Origin of the sequence: Glutamicibacter sp., from assembly GCF_032154645.1 — a bacterium.
In the GTDB taxonomy this organism is placed as follows: Bacteria; Actinomycetota; Actinomycetes; order Actinomycetales; family Micrococcaceae; genus Glutamicibacter.
The window spans coordinates 375,429-391,586 of the sequence record NZ_JALDXV010000001.1 but is presented as its reverse complement, the minus strand read 5'-3'; the positions used below and the strand labels follow the sequence as shown (position 1 = coordinate 391,586).

Below are 16,158 nucleotides of genomic sequence, written 5' to 3'. Positions count from 1 at the left end.
ATAAATCGCCATCCGCCACGGGGAGATCTCCCCGTGGCGTGTCGATGCCTTAATACCGTAGAAAGGACCTATGGACGTCCACGCTTCTCCCTTAACCAAGGCCTACGAGCTCGGAATGCGTCCCTCAAGCATCCGCCTACGGTTGTGGTCATACGTCATTGACTACGCCATTTGGCTCCTCGCATTACTACCTGCTGGCATTGGCTTCGTCGTCTTGAAAATTACCGGGCAGCTCTCGCTGGTCCCTGGGGTCTTGATGGGGATCAGTGGACTGCTGAGTCTGGTCTATCTCATTGTTTTACTGATGATGAACAGCCGTTCAGGAAGTTCGCCGGGCAAATCTGCGATGCGCCTGCGTGCCGTCAGCTTGGAGGACTATTCGGTTCCCGGGTTCTTCCGTGTTGTTACCGCCGGGGTCATCCTGCTGTTCAGTAATGTCATTCCGGTGATCGGCCCCTTGCTGCTGCTCTTTTCAAATATCTTTGACAAGCAGAATCGACGCAGCTGGTTGGATCAGCTCATGGGAATCTGGGTGGTCGACACCCGCAGCGGCATCGACCCGACGAACCCCCGGGTGCTCTCCCGCGCCCAGTACCTGTTGACCCGCCCCGATCGGGACACCTCCGAACATCTGGCCACGCTGAGCACCGCTTCCGTGCAGGATGAAAACGACGAAGCCGAGTTGATTGCCCGCCCACGTTCCAGCGCAGGCATTGTCGGCGCGCAAAACAGCGACTGGCAGGCCGCCCCGGTAGCCGAAACGACACCCCGCATCGAGGTCAAGATCAACCGCCGCCCGGTGCTTGAGTTCGACGACGGTTCGATCTTCCCGATCCCCGTCTCGGGGCTGATCGGGCGTTCCCCGCAGGCCGAGGCCTCCTGGCAGGACGCCCTGCTGATCCCGCTGAAGGACCCCGAACGCATGCTGTCCAAGACCCACCTGGCATTTGGCGGAGAGGGAAGCGAGGTCTGGATTATGGACCTCGGCTCCAGCAACGGCACCCAGGTCGCCACCGCCTCCGGCCCCTTCCAGATGGTGCCGGCCAATGTCCGCATCCCGCTGCATGAGGGCGACCAGGTGCTGGTTGGCAGCCGAACCTTCTTTATGACCTACCAGGAGACCGCGCAGTGAAAATCAAGGCAACACTTCGACGCCACGATTCAAGCACCACCGACGTCCTGCTGACCTATGATTCAACCGCCACCGTCGCCGATGCGGCACGCGCACTGGCAGGCGAGCAGGGACCGGAAAGCCCCACGCTGCTCACCAGCTCCGCCGGCGCCGCCCCGGTTCAGCTTGACCCGCAGACCCCGCTGGCCGAGGCGGAGATAGGCTCCGGCTTCACCATCGAGGTGGTCCCTGCCTCCGATGTCTTCGAGTCAGACAAGGCCGCCGCCGCGGTGCTGCGCGTGGTCAGCGGGCCGGATGCAGGCATGTCCTTCGCGCTGCCGGCAGGCAACTCGATGGTGGGACGTTCGGCGGATTGCACGGTGAACCTCAACGACCGGATGGTCTCCACCCGGCATGCGCGCATCGAGGTGGGCTCCGGCATCGAGCTGGTGGATCTGAACTCGGCCAACGGCATCCTTGTCGACGGCGGACTGGTGCAGCGCCTGCAGGTCATTCCCGGGCAGCTGATCACCCTGGGCGCCACCGATGTGTACTTCGAGCTCTTGGATTCCCCCGACGGCGAGGCCCCGGTCTATGAAAAGGGCGGCTCGATCAGCTTCAACCGCTCCCCGCGTGTGGAGGTCCGCTATCCGGGTCGAGAACTAAAGCACCCGACCATCCCGCAGGAGGCCTCGCCGCGCCTGTTCCCCTGGCCGATGATCTTTGCCCCGCTGATCATGGGATTGACCATCTTCTCCTTCACCCAGCGCGCCCTGTCGCTGATCGTGGTGCTGGTGTCCCCGCTGATGATGCTCGGCAACCTGATCGGCCAGCGCACCCAGAGCAACAACAAGCTGCGCCAGGAAATCGAAACCTTCGAGCGGCAGTTCGAGCAGCTGGAAGACGATTTGTTTTCCGGAGAAGAGTCCGAACGCGAGCACCGGCGCAGCGAGGCCCCCGCCACCGCCACCGTGTTCTCCCAGGCCGAATCCCTAGGCCCGCTGCTGTGGACCCGGCGCCCGGAGCACTGGAACTTCCTCTCGGTGCGCCTTGGCTCCGGCCGTGCCCCCAGCCGCAATACCGTCACCGAGCTGACCGACCGTTCCGGCCTGCAGGACTACGTGCAGCGCGTGGAACAGCTGCGGGCCAAGTACCAGATGATCGACGACGTGCCGATCATCGAACTGCTGCCCTCCTGCGGCGCCATCGGCATTGCTGGCCCGCGCCTGCAGTCTGCCGATGCGCTGCGCGGGCTGGCGGTGCAGCTCTTCGGCCTGCACGCACCCAACGAGCTGTGCACCGCGGCGCTGATCGACCCCGCGTGGACCGGCGACCTTGAATGGTTCAAGTGGCTGCCCCACGCTACCGGCCCGCGCTCCCCGCTGGCCCAGTTTGCCCTGGCGGACACCCAAACCTCCGGCACCGTGCTGCTCAACGCGCTGGAGGAGATCATCTCCCGGCGCAGCCAGGACACCTCCGACCGCCGCGGTCCGCTGCCGACGGCGGAGACCGCCATGGAACTAGGTGGTCAGGTGGGCGAGAACCAGGGCAAGTCAAACCTTGCCAAGGACCTGTCCCTGGTCCTCTTCGTCACCAATGATGCCCCGGTGGACCGAGCCCGCCTCTCCCAGGTGATCGAGCGCGGCCCCGCGGTGGGCATCTTCACGATCTTCGTGGCCCCCACCGTCGAGTCCCTGCCCGCCTCCTGCCGCACCTTTATTGACGTCAGCCAGGGGCTGGACGACGCCACCGTCGCCTGGGTGCGCGCCGGTGAGCAGATCCACCAGGTTCAGGTGGAGGGCGTCTCTGCGCAGAACGCCGAACACTTTGCCCGCAGGCTCTCGCCCATCGTGGATTCCAGCTCGCTGATCCCCGACTCCTCCGACCTGCCCGAATCCGTTTCGCTGCTGCGCATCCTGGGCACCGACCTGGCCGAATCTTCCTCTGCCGTGGTTGAACGCTGGCGGCAGAACAACTCGGTGATCAACCGCAATGCCGCTGCAGGATCACTGCCGCGGCTCAAGCGCGCCGGGACGCTGCGCGCGTTCATCGGCCAGGGCTCCCCGGATGCGATGAGCCTTGATCTGCGCACCCAGGGACCGCACGCACTGGTGGGCGGCACCACAGGTTCCGGCAAATCCGAGTTCCTGCAGGCCTGGGTGCTGGCCATGGCCGCCGAGTACAGCCCCGACCGCGTGACCTTCCTCTTCGTGGACTACAAGGGCGGTTCGGCCTTCGCCGACTGCGTTGAACTGCCGCACTGCGTCGGTCTGGTCACCGATCTCTCCCCACATCTGGTGCGCCGTGCGCTAACCAGCCTGCGGGCGGAGCTGCACCACCGTGAAAAGCTCTTCCACCGCAAGAAGGCCAAGGACCTGCTGGAGCTTGAGAAGCGCCAGGACCCGCAGACTCCCCCGGCCCTGGTGCTGGTCATCGACGAGTTTGCGGCGCTGGCCGGCGAGGTGCCCGAGTTCGTGGACGGCGTGGTGGACATCGCCCAGCGCGGCCGCTCGCTGGGCATCCACCTGATCATGGCCACCCAGCGCCCGGCCGGCGTCATCAAGGACAACCTGCGCGCCAACACCAACCTGCGCGTGGCGCTGCGCATGGCAGATGCCGCGGATTCCAACGACGTGGTGGAGGACCCGGTGGCCGCCGGTTTCGACCCGTCGCTGCCCGGCCGCGGCATCGCCAAAACCGGCCCCGGACGCCTCATCCCCTTCCAGTCAGGCTATGCCGGCGGCTGGACCACCGAGCAGCCCGAGGCTGCCGAGGTGCGCGTGGAGGACCTGCGCTTCGGCGGAACCCGCGTGTGGGAGCAGCCGGATGCCAACCTGCCCAACGTTGAGGAGAACAACGGCCCGAACGACCAGAAGCGCCTGGTGAACAGCTTCATCGCCGCCTCCCATCAGGCAGCGATTCCCGCCCCGCGCCGCCCGTGGCTCGATGACCTGTCAGCCACCATCGACCTGCGCGAGCTGGCCCCGGATTCGGACAGCCTGATCCCGCTGGCACTGGCGGACATCCCCGAGCACCAGGCGCAGGAAACCGCGTACTTTGAACCGGATACCGAGGGCCACCTGCTGGTCTACGGCACCTCGGGCTCCGGCAAGTCGGCGGCCCTGCGCAGCATCGCCATCGCCGCCGGCGCCAACCCCGCGGCCGGCACCGCCGCCGTGTACGCACTTGAATTCGGCACCAGCTCGCTGCGTTCGCTCTCCGAGCTGCCTCATGTGGGCGCCGTGATCGGCGGCGACGACGTGGAGCGGATCCAGCGTGTGTTCCGCAACCTTGCAGCGCAGCTCGATGAGCGCTCCGAACGCTACGCCGCCGCCAGCACCGCGAACCTGAGCGAGTACCGCCAGGTCACCGGGCAGGTGGACGAGCCGCGCATCTTCCTGCTGATCGACGGCTTCGGCGCCTTCCGCAACGACTGGGAACTGGGCCACGGCCGCGGCGAGTTCTACCAGGTCTTCATGCGCATCGTTGGCGAGGGCCGCCCGCTGGGCATCCACGTGGTCGCCACGGCGGACCGCTTCGGCGCGGTCCCCACCGCGATCAGCGCCAACATCACCCAGCGCGTGGTGCTACGCATGTCCGACGAGCAGGCCTACAACGTGCTCGGCGCACCCAAGGATGTGCTCAACGAGCGCAGCGTCCCGGGCCGTGCGATCATCAAGGGCCACGAGGCGCAGATCGCGGTGCTCGGCGGCACCGCCAACGTCGCCGAACAGACCACGCTGACCACCGCCTGGGCCCAGGAGCTCATTAGTTCCGGCGCCCCGCAGGCAGCCGGTGTGAAGTCGCTGCCGCTGACCTTCGACGCCTCGCAGCTGCCCGATCAGGCCGCTGGCCTGCCGGTCATCGGCCTGTCGGATACGACGCTGGGCCCCATCGGCTTTGAACCCATCGGCACCTTCGTGGTGGTCGGTCCGCCGCAGAGCGGCAAGACCAACACCCTGCGTGCCATGGTCAACGCCCTGGACCGGCAGCACCCGGGAACCCAGTTCTTCCACTTGGGCGGCCGCCGGGCCGAACTGCGCGGATGGCGCACCTGGCACGGCACAGCCAACGGCCCGGAGGAGGCGCGCCGCTTTGCCAAGGACATGCTCGACCTCGTCAGCGACGATTCGATGCCGGGCAAGATGGTCTTCGTCGTGGAGAACATGACCGAGTTCGCCGATTCTGATGCCGAACGTCCTTTGAAGGAACTGATCAAAGCGATCAACCGCAGCGACCACTTCCTGATTGCCGACGGAGACATCAACCAGTTCTCCTCCAGCTTCGGCCTGCTCGGTGAATTGAAGTCGAGCCGCCACGGCATTGCGCTGAAGCCGGATGCCTACGATGGCGATTCGATCTTCAAGGTGCCGTTCCCCCGGGTCAAACGCCACGAATTCCCCGTCGGACGCGGCTTCATGGTTCAAAACGGCCAACGTACGCTGGTCCACGTGCCGCTGGTCGAAGGGTAGTTGGCTTCACCCTGCGAGGCCGGCAGCACGGCTGCCGGCCTCTGCCATCAAGCCACCGCAGGTATAGCCAAACGGATGATGTGCGCGGTTTTGGCGATCCGTAAATTTGAAGACATGAACATTTCCTCAGTTTCCCGCCGTTTAGTCATGTCCAGCGTTGCAGTGGCAGTTGCCGCCGGAGCAGCATTCACCGTTGCCCCAGCCAACGCAGCCCCAGCCAACCAGGACGGCTTCGTTTCCACCACCGCTTCTGCTTGGAAGAACCTGACTCCTTCGCAGACCCTGGCTTCCACCCCATGGAAGACCACCAGCGCAGTTGACCAAGACGGCAACCGCGTAGCCCTGGATAACCCAGCAGTCTCCAACTTCGTTGGCTGGGCTTACTTCAAGGCTGACGGCACCTACACCATGTACAACCTGGATAACAGCCCGAAGCTCAAGGGCGACTGGACCGTGAACGCTGAAGGCACCGAGCGTTGGATCAACGCCAAGAACGATGCAGGCGACGTCCTGTTCCAGCGCGTTGTTCCGATCACCGAGCTGACCAAGAACGTCTTCACCTACCGCGTATTCCCTAACGCAGCAGACACCAGCGTCTACTACGACATCGTGCACACCAAGACCAACCACGTTGAGCCGGGCACCGATGCCAAGGGTCCAGGCGCCAACGGCCAGGGCAACCAGGGCAAGGGCGGCTACCACTTCAACAACGGCAACCAGCACTAAGCACTCGCGCCGATGGCCGCTGCTGCTCCCATTTGGAGGGAGCCGCAGCGGCCATTTCAGTATCCGGGCGGGTGCCTGTCAGACAGACGCGCGGCCCTGGCTGATCTGATGCACCGGCGCCTTGAGGGCAAAGCGCTGCAGCAGGTCGGCGGCAACGCTCACCGCGATGGTGGCAGGGTGCTTTCCGCCTAGTTCAGGAATTCCGATCGGGCAGTTGATCCGTGCTACTGCTTCGGGTGCGTACCCCGCGGCCGACAGGTTCTTTTCAAAACGCCGCCATTTGGCGCTTGATCCGATCAACCCGATGGATCCCAGGTCTTCGCGGGCCAGCGCCGCATCGCACAGGTGGAAGTCCTCGGCATGGTCGTGGGTCATGATCAGCACATGCGCCGCGGCCGGGAGCGTACCGATCAGCTCCTCCCCCAACAGTGCGGGCACCGGATGGATTCGTGCCTGGGCCGGCTGCAGGAATTCCAGCGATTCAATCTGTTCGGGACGCGAATCGCTGACATAGAGTTCGATGTCCTGCCGGGCGAGGATGCGGGCAAGCTCCTGCCCCACATGCCCCATGCCGAAGATCGCCACCACCGGCGGCACCGGCATTGGTTCAAGCAAGATGCTCACCTCTCCCCCGCAGCACTGCCGCCCATAGCGGCTGCGCTCCTTGTCGTTGAGTCTCAGGTTCAATACTTCTGGTTCGGTGGCCCCCTCGCTCAGCATCTGCCGGGCGCGGTCGATGGCCACCATCTCCAGGTTGCCGCCGCCAATGGTGTGGCTCAGCGTTTCTTGGCTGACAATCATTTTGGTCCCGGCTTCGCGCGGTGCGTGTCCGCGCACCGCGCTCACCGTGACCATCACGGATGGCAGCCCTGCCGCGCGCAAGCGCAGCAGTTCATCCAACCAGCTCATGACCGAGCTTGGTGTCCAGCCGCCGCCGTGCGGGCAGCTTCAATGGCCCAAAACATCGCCTCCGGTGTTGCTGGGGAGGCGAGGTCCACGCTGTGCCCTGCAGGGCCAAAGCTGGCAGCTGCTTGGCGCAGGGCTTCACGCACCGAGAAGGCCAACATCAAAGGCGGCTCGCCCACGGCTTTGGAACCGTAGACTGCACCTTCTTCATGGGCCTTATCCAGTAGGGACACATTGAAAATCTCCGGCATTTCGGAGAAACTTGGGATTTTATAGGTGCTGGCGGCCTGGGTGGCCAGCCGCCCGCGGGTGGGCCTGTCGCTGCTGTCCCAGCGCAGATCCTCCAGGGTCATCCAGCCGGCTCCCTGGACGAAACCGCCCTCGATCTGACCCAGATCGATCAGCGGGGAGAGCGAATCCCCCACGTCGTGGACGATGTCAACACGGCGCAGCGTGTAGGAACCGTCAAACCGGCTGACCTCTACCTCGCTGGCCGCAACGCCATAGGCGAAGTACTTGAACGGCGAACCCGTCATGGTGCTCAGATCCCAGTGCAGCCCCTCGGTGCGGTAGAAGCCCGCGGCCGAAAGCTGGATGCGCTGGAAGTAGGCGGTGCGAACCACTTCCTCCCAGCTGACGGTCTTGCCGTTGCTCAGCCCAGTGACCACGCCGCGGTGGAACTTCACCTCGTGGGCAGGAACTCCGAGCATCCCCGCCGCGACCTGGGCAAGCCGTGCCTGGATCTGCTCGCAGGCGTCCTTGATGGCGCCGCCGTTCAGGTCGCTGCCGGAGCTTGCAGCGGTGGCGGAGGTGTTAGGCACCTTGTCGGTACGGGTTGGGGCGATCCGCACGCTGGACAGCTGCACGCCAAGGGCTGTGGCGGCGACCTGCATCATCTTGGTGTGCAGGCCCTGGCCCATTTCGGTGCCGCCGTGGGTGACGTGTACCGATCCGTCCTTGTAGACCAGCACCAGCGCACCGCCCTGGTTAAACGCCGTGAGGTTGAAGGAGATGCCGAACTTGACCGGGGTCAACGCCAACGCACGCTTACTGTGCTCATTGTTCGCGTTGAATTCGGCAATCTCGGCCTCACGGCGAGCTATATCCGCATCCCGCAGCGCCTGGTCCCAGGCGCTGCGGATGCGGTCCGGGTGGCGCACCGGCTGGTAATAGGGGGTGTCCTGGCCGTCTTCGTAGAAGTTCTTGGCCCGCAGTTCGCGCGGATCGAATCCCATCTGCGGGGCTACCCGGCCGAGGATGTCTTCCATGACCAGCATGCCCTGCGGGCCGCCGAATCCGCGGAAGGCGGTCTGCGAGGTCTTGTGGCATTTGGCGACGCGTCCGTGGACCCGGATGTTGGGGATCCAATAGGAGTTGTCGATGTGGCACAGGGCGCGGGTGAGCACCGGCTCGGAGAGGTCGAGGCTCCACCCGCCGTCGGCCACCAGGGTGGCGTCCAGCGCAAGGATCTTGCCTTCTGCGTCGAAGCCGATCTTCCACACGGCGTGGAAGCCGTGGCGCTTGCCGGTCATCGTGATGTCGCGGGTGCGGTCTAGGCGCACGCGCACCGGACGCCCGGTCTTCAGAGCGCCCAGGGCCGCCACCGCGGAGTAGCCGTGCGGCTGCATTTCCTTGCCGCCGAAGGCGCCGCCCATGCGGATGACCTGCACGGTGATGTTGTGTGCGTCGATGCCCAGCACGTGGGAGACGATGTCCTGGGTTTCGGTGGGGTGCTGGGTGGAGGCATGGATCATGATCTGCCCGCCCTCATCCACATAGGCCAGAGAACACTGGGTCTCCAGGTAGAAGTGCTCCTGTCCGCCGAATTCGAACTCCCCTTCAAAGGTATGGGCCGCGTCGGCGAAGGCTGAGTCGATATCGCCCTTGTCAATGACCGGGCTGATGCCGTGGTAGCTGTTCGCGGCGATGGCGTCCTTGATGGTAACCAGCGATTCGAGCGCCTCGAATTCAACTGCCACGGCGTCGGCGCCCGCCTTGGCGGCTTCTAGGTCCTCGCCCAGCACCCAGGCGATGGGCTGGCCGTAGAACATGATTTCATCCGTGGGCAGCATCGGTTCGTCATGCTTCGCGCCCTGGTCGTTCACGCCCGGAATGTCGGCGGCGGTGATGACTTCCACGACCCCGGGGATCTTCAGTGCGGGGGCGGGGTCGACGCTCAGCAGCTTGGCGTGTGCCACGGTGGACTGCACGGGGAAAGCGTGCAGCACCCCGGTGAACCGGTGCACCAGGTCGTCGGTGTAATAGGCAGAGCCGGTGACATGCGCCTTGGCAGATTCATGCGGGTGGGATTCGCCGACGATTGATGCTGCTGGTCTTTGGGAGAGCTGGCTCATGATTAGCGCACCTCCTTGAGGTTCATGGCAAAGAATCTTTCAAGGGAGGAACCCAGCATGGCGCTGCGGTAGCCGGCGCTGGCACGATGGTCGTCCATCGGGGTGCCCTCGGTGGCCATGACTGCGGCCGCGGCGCGGATGGTTTCAAGGTTCCAGGCGTTGCCGACCAGCGCTTGTTCGGTGGCGCTGGCGCGCAGCGGGGTGGCGGCCACGCCGCCGAGCCCGATGCTTGCACGGGTGATGATGCCGTCGTCCACCTGCACCGCGTAGCCGATGGCCACGGAGGAAATGTCGTCGAAGCGGCGCTTGGCGATCTTCTGGAAGCTGGTCATCGGCGCCAGAGGCAACGGGATGCGGATGGCGCTGATCAGCTCCCCGGGCTTGCGCACGGTTTGGCGGTAGCCGGTGAAGTAGTCGCACAGCGGCACCACGCGGTCGCCTGCCAACGAGCTGAGCACCAGTTCGGCCTCCAGCGCCAGCAGCGCCGGCGGGGTGTCGCCGATCGGGGAACCGGTGCCCAGGTTCCCGCCGATGGTGGCGCCGTTACGGATCAGCCGCGAGGCGAACTGCGGGAACAGCTGCCCCAGCAGCGGGATGCGCCCCGCCAGCTGGCGTTCGAGTTCGCTCAGGGTGCAGGCTGCGCCGAGGGTTGCATGTTCGTCGGTGAAGCTGATCCGGCGCAGCTCCTGAAGGCGGTCGATGGCTATCAGGTTGCGGGCGCGGACGCCCTTGATGTTGACCTCGACGCCCCAGTCGGTGCCTCCCGCCAGCAGCTGGGCTTCGGGTTCTTCCGCGAGGATTTCAAGTGCCTGGTTCAGGCTGGTGGGGCGGCGGTAGCGCCCCAGCTGTCCTTCGGGGGTGTCCGCGCGGTGCAGGTCGGTGGCGGCGGGCGCCGGGGCCGGGTGTTCGCGGCGTTCTGCGAGGCTGTCGAGTTGGGTGGGGCTGCCCAGCGAGTAGGCGGCGTCCTTGATCGGACGGTAGCCGGTGCAGCGGCAGAGGTTGCCGGAGAGCGAATGCAGGTCGAAGCCGTTGGGGCCGCACTGGTGCTCGCCTTCCTGCTCCGCTTCGTCGCCGCGTTCCGGCCGGTAGTATTCGGCGGCCATGGAGCAGATGAATCCGGGGGTGCAGTAGCCGCATTGGGAGCCGCCGGCGGCGGCCATGGCATCTTGGACAGGGTGCAGGTTTGCTTCGTCGCCCAGGCCTTCGGCGGTGATGACTTCCTGGCCGTCGAGCGCCGCGGCGGGCAGCAGGCAGGCGTTCAGCGCCGTCCAGCGTGAGCCTTCCTCGCCGTCAGGGCGGGCTACGAGGATCGAGCAGGCGCCGCATTCGCCTTCGGCGCAGCCTTCCTTGCTCGCAATGAGCCCCGTGCCACGCAGAAAATCCAGTGCATTGGTGTGCGGGGATGAAGTGAATTCAACGGCCTTGCCGTTCACGGTGATGACACATCGGGTATCGGTTGTTTCCGGGGCACTCATGGCCTCGTACCTCCTACACCCGGGTAGTACGGGTGCATGTTGAATGGATGAATAGAAAAATAGTTGCCCGCGCCGCGCGCGCCACGGCGCGGGCTGTGCGTTGGCCCTTGGGCCCAGCGGCCCCTACTCTCCGTGGGCGATCTGTCCTTTCGCCCATACTTCAAATCCACCCATCGCGGGTCCTCCAAGAAGGTCTAGATTCCCGGTTGCAACAACCGAATCGAATGTGAACTGTATCATATTCGGGGACCATATGGCCCCACTATGAACTGGTCAGCTCAGCATGAGTGTGATGGGTCCGCGGGCAAAGTACACCAGGAACCCGATGGCAACCACCCACATCAGCGGGTGGATCTTGCGTGCACGCCCGGCGGCGGTGTTGACGAAGACCCAGGCGATGAACCCGGCTCCGATGCCGTTGGCGATCGAGTAGGTCAGTGGCATGGTGATCAGCGTCAGGAATGCCGGCATGGCGCTGGAGAACTTCTTGAAGTTGATCTCCCGAATTTGTGCACACATCATCGTTCCCACCAGCACCAGTGCCGCCGCCGCAACTTCGATGGGGACCATCGAGGTCAACGGGGTGAAGAACATGGAGCCGAGGAACAGCACGCCGGTGACTACCGAGGCGAGCCCCGTGCGCGCACCTTCGCCGATGCCCGCCGCCGAATCCACGTAGACGGTATTCGACGAGGACGAGCCCATGCCGCCGAGCACAGCACCCATGCCTTCGATGACAAATGCCGACTTCAACCGAGGGAAGGTACCGTCCTTGCGGGCAAGGCCGGCGTTCTTTGCCAGTCCGGTCATCGTCCCCATGGCGTCGAAGAAGTTGGTGAACACCAGGGTGAATACCAGCATCGTTCCCGCCAGCACGCCGATGCGGGCGAAGGATCCGAACAGGTCGAAGTCTCCGGCCAGGCTCAAGTCCGGAACCGAGGCGATCTGCCCCGAAAGCACCGGGGTGTTCAGGTGCCATCCGTTGGGATTATCGGCGCTTGCAGGGCCGATGTGGAAGATGTTTTCTGCAAGCATTGCCATCGCCGTGGTGACGATGATGCCGATCAGGATGGCCCCCTGCACCCCTCGGGCCACCAATGCGCCCATGATCAGCAGGCCGATCACAAACAGGATGGTGGGGATCGAGACGATCGATCCGTCATCGCCCAGTTGCACCGGCGGTCCGCCCTGGGTTCGAGTCACAAACCCGGAGTCGACGAAGCCGATGAAGGTGATGAACAAACCGATGCCCACGGTGATCGCAGCCTTCAGGTCCTTGGGGATCGCATGGAAGATCGCCGTTCGGATGCCCGTCAGACCGAAGATGACGATCAGCACGCCGTTGATGACCACCAGGCCCATGGCTTCAGGCCAGGTGACGTCCTGGATCACCGACACCGCAAGGAAGGAGTTGATGCCCAGGCCCGCGGCCAGTGCAAAGGGCAGGTTAGAGATGAGCCCGAAGAAGATCGTCAACACCCCTGCGGTCAAGCCTGTCATGGCCCCGACCTGGCCGGCCGGCAGCCAGCCTCCCGCGACGTCCACCGGTGCCGCGTCGGCACTGAAACCACCGAGGATCAGCGGGTTGAGCACCACGATGTAGGCCATCGTAAAGAAGGTGACAACCCCGCCCCTGAATTCGCGGGCTAGTGTTGAGCCGCGTTCGGTAATTTTGAAGAATCCGTCAATCAGCTGGCGCGGGCCGCTGTTTGGTGGTTCGGAAGTCCGCCCCTCGGGCGGCAGCTGCGCGGCGCCAACACGCGTCTGGTTCGCAGTCATGATTCGCTCCGCCTAATAGTCGGTGCGTGATTCCAAGGCATCCCACGCAGCAAATGGCTGCAGTCGGATGTCATTGGTCCGGGCATCGCGCACAACAGGCATCAACGCCTTGTCGGAGTCCGGGTCGAAGTAGTCGTAGAAGACCGCGTCGTCGAAGCCCGCGGCCGCGGCATCATGGCGATCCGCGGCGAAGACCACGCGTTCAACGCGCGCCCACAGCGCCGAGGCCAGGCACATCGGGCAGGGTTCGCAGCTGGTGTAGAGCACGCAGCCGCTGAGGTTGAAGGTACCCAGTCCGCTGGCGGCGGCGCGGATTGCCACCACTTCGGCATGGGCGGTGGGGTCATTGGTCGCAGTAACGCGATTGACCCCTTCAAAGATCTGCCCGTCGGGCGCCAGAATCAGGGCGCCAAAGGGCCCTCCCTGATTGTGGACATTTCGGGTGGCGATTTCTACGGCCATTGCCAGATAGTTTTGGCCGATTGTCGTTTCGTGCATCGTAGCTCCTCAAAGCTTTCGGATAAGCACGCCGCACAGCTAGAAAACACTACCTGGCTGACGCATCGCTTATCTGCTGATTCCATCAGTACACGCCAGGTAGATAGCGACCCGATTCCCGGGTGCCCGCCTTAGACACAGAAGAGGCTAGCACTAAATACGTGAGCCAGGCCACAGTTTTCTTTTGGGTACAGTCCACCTACGCGACCGCAGGAGCACCCTACTAACATGCGCAAAGGGGAATATATAGACATCAGCATGCCTTCGGAATCTTCCTCCGTCCCCATATCCACTGTTTACATCACGCCGAAACTGGTGCACCGCCCAGAAGGCATCCGTGCGGCGACTAGCCGGGGCTTGACGCGCTCTGCGCGCAATCTCGATGATGCCTGTGTATCGCTTCAGCGTCTGGTGAAATTCATTGTTCCCCTGCGGCAGATGGAGGACCATGAATCTCGGGCGCACCTTTTGGGGCGGCTTGCTTGCAGGGCCGGGTCACCTGATAACTACAACCGCGAGTTTGCCCATGGAGGGATCTCATGTCCACCAAATCAGGAAAGTTGGCAGCCATCGGCGGCATTTCCATAGCCGCATTGCTGTTGACCGGATGCTCCAACAGCTCCACCGAACCCAGCTCTCCCTCCCCTGCCGAATCCATGTCGACCCCGGCGACGCCGGCGCCGACTACCGCCTCGCCCGGTTCGCCCAGCCCGACGGCATCAGCTGCGCCAGCCTCATCCACTGCACCATCGTCAACGCCGGCGCCGTCCAGCCCTACGGCAACGTCAATGGCCGCCATTCCCACCGATGCGGTGGACTATGCCGATGAACTGGTTCGAGCCTGGGGCGCCGGACGCGAAGCACAGATGAGCGAGCTGGCCACAAGCGATGTCATCGCTGCGCTGAAGCAGCACGCACCGCAGGGTGGACCCAACTGGGATCGCACGGCGCAGGATGCGGGAGCCGGCTCGGTCTTCGTCACGTACAGGAACACCGAGGACAACTCCGTGTTGCAGCTGCGGGTGCTAAATGAAACCGCCGCAAACGGAGACAAGCACGCTGTGGTAGAGGCGAAATTCACCGACTGATCATCCCAGCCGCAGATGCATGAAGCCCGCCGTTTCCCTCAAGGGAAACGGCGGGCTTCATCGACGTGCAGGTCTTGCTACAGCGGCGGCATCGGCCTGTCGCCGGCTTGACCGTGGTCTTCGGCGATCACCCGAACCTCAAGGCCCTGGCCGTCGAACAACTTGCCGTCGACGACCTTGTCGCCGTCGGAGAGCGCATCCATTTGGTACTTGTAGATGGTGCGCGGGGAGATCGTCTTCTTCTTGCCGAAGCTCAACTCGTTGAAGATGATATTCAGCAATACGGCCATGATCGTTGCCGAGGAGATGCTCGACTGGAAGATGGTGCCCACCCAGTCAGGGAACTGGTCGTAGAAGTCGGGCTTGACCATCGGGATGCTGCCGAAGGCCAGCGAGGTCGCGATGATGACCATGTTCATGTTGTCATCCTTGGCCTTGGCCAAGGTGCGGATGCCGGCCGCGGCCACGGAGCCGAAGAGCACGATGCCCGCACCGCCCAGTACCGGAGCCGGAATGGAGGCTACCACGCGGCCCAACACCGGCAACAGGCCCAGGACCACCAGGATGCCGCCGCCGGCGGCCACCACGAAGCGGCTCTTCACACCGGTAATCGCCACCAGACCGACGTTCTGAGCGAAGGCCGACTGTGTGAAGGTGTTGAAGATCGGGGCGACAGTGGAGGAGAGCATGTCCGCGCGCAGGCCGTTGGCAACGCGGCGCGGGTCGACCTTGGAACCGGTGATCTCGGCAACCGCCAACATATCTGCGGTGGTTTCCGTGTAGGTCACCAGGATCACGATCATCATGGAGATGATGGCGCCGACCTTGAAGATCGGAGGACCGAAGGCGAACGGGGTGGGGAAGGCGAACATGTCGCCCTCCATCACGCCAGAGAAATCTGCAAGGCCCATGAAGAACGCGACGATGGTGCCCAGCACGATGGACAGCAGGATCGAAAGGCGCGCCAATGCCGGCACGCCGGACTTGGTCAGTGCCAGCAGGATCAGCAGGGTGATCGCCGCGAGGGCAATGTACTTCAGCGAACCGTAGTCTTCTGCGCCGGCGCCACCCATGGCCCAGTCAGCGGTGACGGGGAACAGCGACATACCGATAATGGTGATGACCGTGCCGGTCACCACCGGAGGGAAGAAGCGCAGCAGCTTGGCGAAGAACGGCACCAGCAGGATGCCGATGGCGCCGGAGGCGAGGGTCGCGCCGAAGACCGCCTGCATGCCGCCGTCCTTGTTCAGGATCGCGATCATGGTGGCAACACCGGAGAAGGAGGTACCCTGGACCAGCGGCAGCTGGGCTCCGAAGAATGGAATACCGAGAGTCTGCAGGAAGGTCGCCAGACCGCCGATGAACAGGCAGCTGGCCACCAGCACACCCATCTGCGCGGTGTCCATGCCGGCGGCGCCGCCCATCACCAACGGTGGGGCGATGATGCCGCCGTACATGGTCAGAACATGCTGAAATCCGTAGGCGATGGTACGGCCAAAGGGAAGCCGTTCATCCTCGGGTCTGGTGCTTGGGGCTGCAGTGCTTTCGGCAGCGCTCATGGGTGACCTCCGTCGTCAGTGGGATTCGAGTGACTGCTCCGATGCAATGACGAAGCGCGACATCCTTTAAGTCTGACGTACTTTGGTTGGCCAAATCCACCACAGGGCCTTCGTGACAAGCGAGGTGCATCACGTCAAGCGCTTAGCTTGGCTATTCTTTCCCTGCGTAGCATAGGCGGCTGTGAGAGCG

General features: G+C 64.1%; 10 protein-coding genes. 4 read left to right on the top strand and 6 right to left on the bottom strand.

The window, feature by feature from the left end:
• The first annotated feature begins 70 nt into the window (after positions 1-70).
• The 3 genes from RUH64_RS01780 (at position 71) to RUH64_RS01770 (ending at position 6,309) form a co-directional block, all read left to right on the top strand.
• Positions 71-1,132 (top strand): RDD family protein, encoded by a 1,062-nt coding sequence (locus tag RUH64_RS01780; protein ID WP_313810839.1) that lies wholly within the window; start codon positions 71-73, stop codon positions 1,130-1,132.
• A complete protein-coding gene (locus RUH64_RS01775; protein ID WP_313810837.1) occupies positions 1,129-5,583 on the top strand; it encodes an FtsK/SpoIIIE domain-containing protein in 4,455 nt (1,484 codons plus the stop codon). The genes RUH64_RS01780 and RUH64_RS01775 overlap by 4 nt, the downstream gene beginning before the upstream one ends.
• 114 nt (positions 5,584-5,697) lie before the next feature.
• The gene (locus RUH64_RS01770; protein ID WP_313810835.1) at positions 5,698-6,309 is read left to right on the top strand and encodes a DUF4822 domain-containing protein; all 612 of its coding nucleotides are present in this window, start codon (positions 5,698-5,700) and stop codon (positions 6,307-6,309) included.
• A gap of 78 nt (positions 6,310-6,387) precedes the next feature.
• Here RUH64_RS01770 and xdhC read toward each other — a convergent pair whose 3' ends face one another.
• From xdhC to RUH64_RS01745, 5 genes are all read right to left on the bottom strand, one after another.
• A complete protein-coding gene (gene xdhC, locus RUH64_RS01765) occupies positions 6,388-7,218 on the bottom strand; it encodes a xanthine dehydrogenase accessory protein XdhC (protein ID WP_313810833.1) in 831 nt (276 codons plus the stop codon).
• A complete protein-coding gene (gene xdhB / locus RUH64_RS01760; RefSeq protein ID WP_313810831.1) occupies positions 7,215-9,569 on the bottom strand; it encodes a xanthine dehydrogenase molybdopterin binding subunit in 2,355 nt (784 codons plus the stop codon). The genes xdhC and xdhB overlap by 4 nt, the downstream gene beginning before the upstream one ends.
• Before the next feature lie 2 nt (positions 9,570-9,571).
• Entirely contained in the window at positions 9,572-11,044 is a 1,473-nt protein-coding gene (locus RUH64_RS01755) for an FAD binding domain-containing protein (protein ID WP_313810830.1), read from the bottom strand.
• 273 nt (positions 11,045-11,317) lie between these two features.
• Positions 11,318-12,823, bottom strand: a complete 1,506-nt coding sequence (locus RUH64_RS01750; protein WP_313810829.1) for an NCS2 family permease — start codon at positions 12,821-12,823, stop codon at positions 11,318-11,320.
• Positions 12,824-12,835: 12 nt separating this feature from the next.
• Positions 12,836-13,321, bottom strand: coding sequence for a nucleoside deaminase (locus RUH64_RS01745; RefSeq protein WP_313810828.1), 486 nt, complete (start codon positions 13,319-13,321; stop codon positions 12,836-12,838).
• A 539-nt stretch (positions 13,322-13,860) separates the two neighbouring features.
• Between RUH64_RS01745 and RUH64_RS01740 the strand changes: the two genes are divergently transcribed.
• Complete coding sequence (locus RUH64_RS01740) at positions 13,861-14,409, top strand: hypothetical protein (RefSeq protein ID WP_313810826.1); 549 nt, start codon at positions 13,861-13,863, stop codon at positions 14,407-14,409.
• A gap of 77 nt (positions 14,410-14,486) precedes the next feature.
• Here the strand turns inward: RUH64_RS01740 and RUH64_RS01735 are convergent, their stop codons facing one another.
• Complete coding sequence (locus RUH64_RS01735; RefSeq protein WP_313810824.1) at positions 14,487-15,968, bottom strand: nucleobase:cation symporter-2 family protein; 1,482 nt, start codon at positions 15,966-15,968, stop codon at positions 14,487-14,489.
• Between the last annotated feature and the right edge of the window lie 190 nt (positions 15,969-16,158).

What these genes read in the sequence shown, in the direction of transcription:
- RUH64_RS01780 (WP_313810839.1), top strand. Translation starts at nt 71, where the DNA reads ATGGACGTCCACGCTTCTCCCTTAACCAAGGCCTACGAGCTCGGAATG.
- RUH64_RS01770 (WP_313810835.1), top strand. Translation starts at nt 5,698, where the DNA reads ATGAACATTTCCTCAGTTTCCCGCCGTTTAGTCATGTCCAGCGTTGCA.
- xdhC (WP_313810833.1), bottom strand. Translation starts at nt 7,218, where the DNA reads ATGAGCTGGTTGGATGAACTGCTGCGCTTGCGCGCGGCAGGGCTGCCA.
- xdhB (WP_313810831.1), bottom strand. Translation starts at nt 9,569, where the DNA reads ATGAGCCAGCTCTCCCAAAGACCAGCAGCATCAATCGTCGGCGAATCC.
- RUH64_RS01755 (WP_313810830.1), bottom strand. Translation starts at nt 11,044, where the DNA reads ATGAGTGCCCCGGAAACAACCGATACCCGATGTGTCATCACCGTGAAC.
- RUH64_RS01750 (WP_313810829.1), bottom strand. Translation starts at nt 12,823, where the DNA reads ATGACTGCGAACCAGACGCGTGTTGGCGCCGCGCAGCTGCCGCCCGAG.
- RUH64_RS01745 (WP_313810828.1), bottom strand. Translation starts at nt 13,321, where the DNA reads ATGCACGAAACGACAATCGGCCAAAACTATCTGGCAATGGCCGTAGAA.
- RUH64_RS01740 (WP_313810826.1), top strand. Translation starts at nt 13,861, where the DNA reads ATGTCCACCAAATCAGGAAAGTTGGCAGCCATCGGCGGCATTTCCATA.
- RUH64_RS01735 (WP_313810824.1), bottom strand. Translation starts at nt 15,968, where the DNA reads ATGAGCGCTGCCGAAAGCACTGCAGCCCCAAGCACCAGACCCGAGGAT.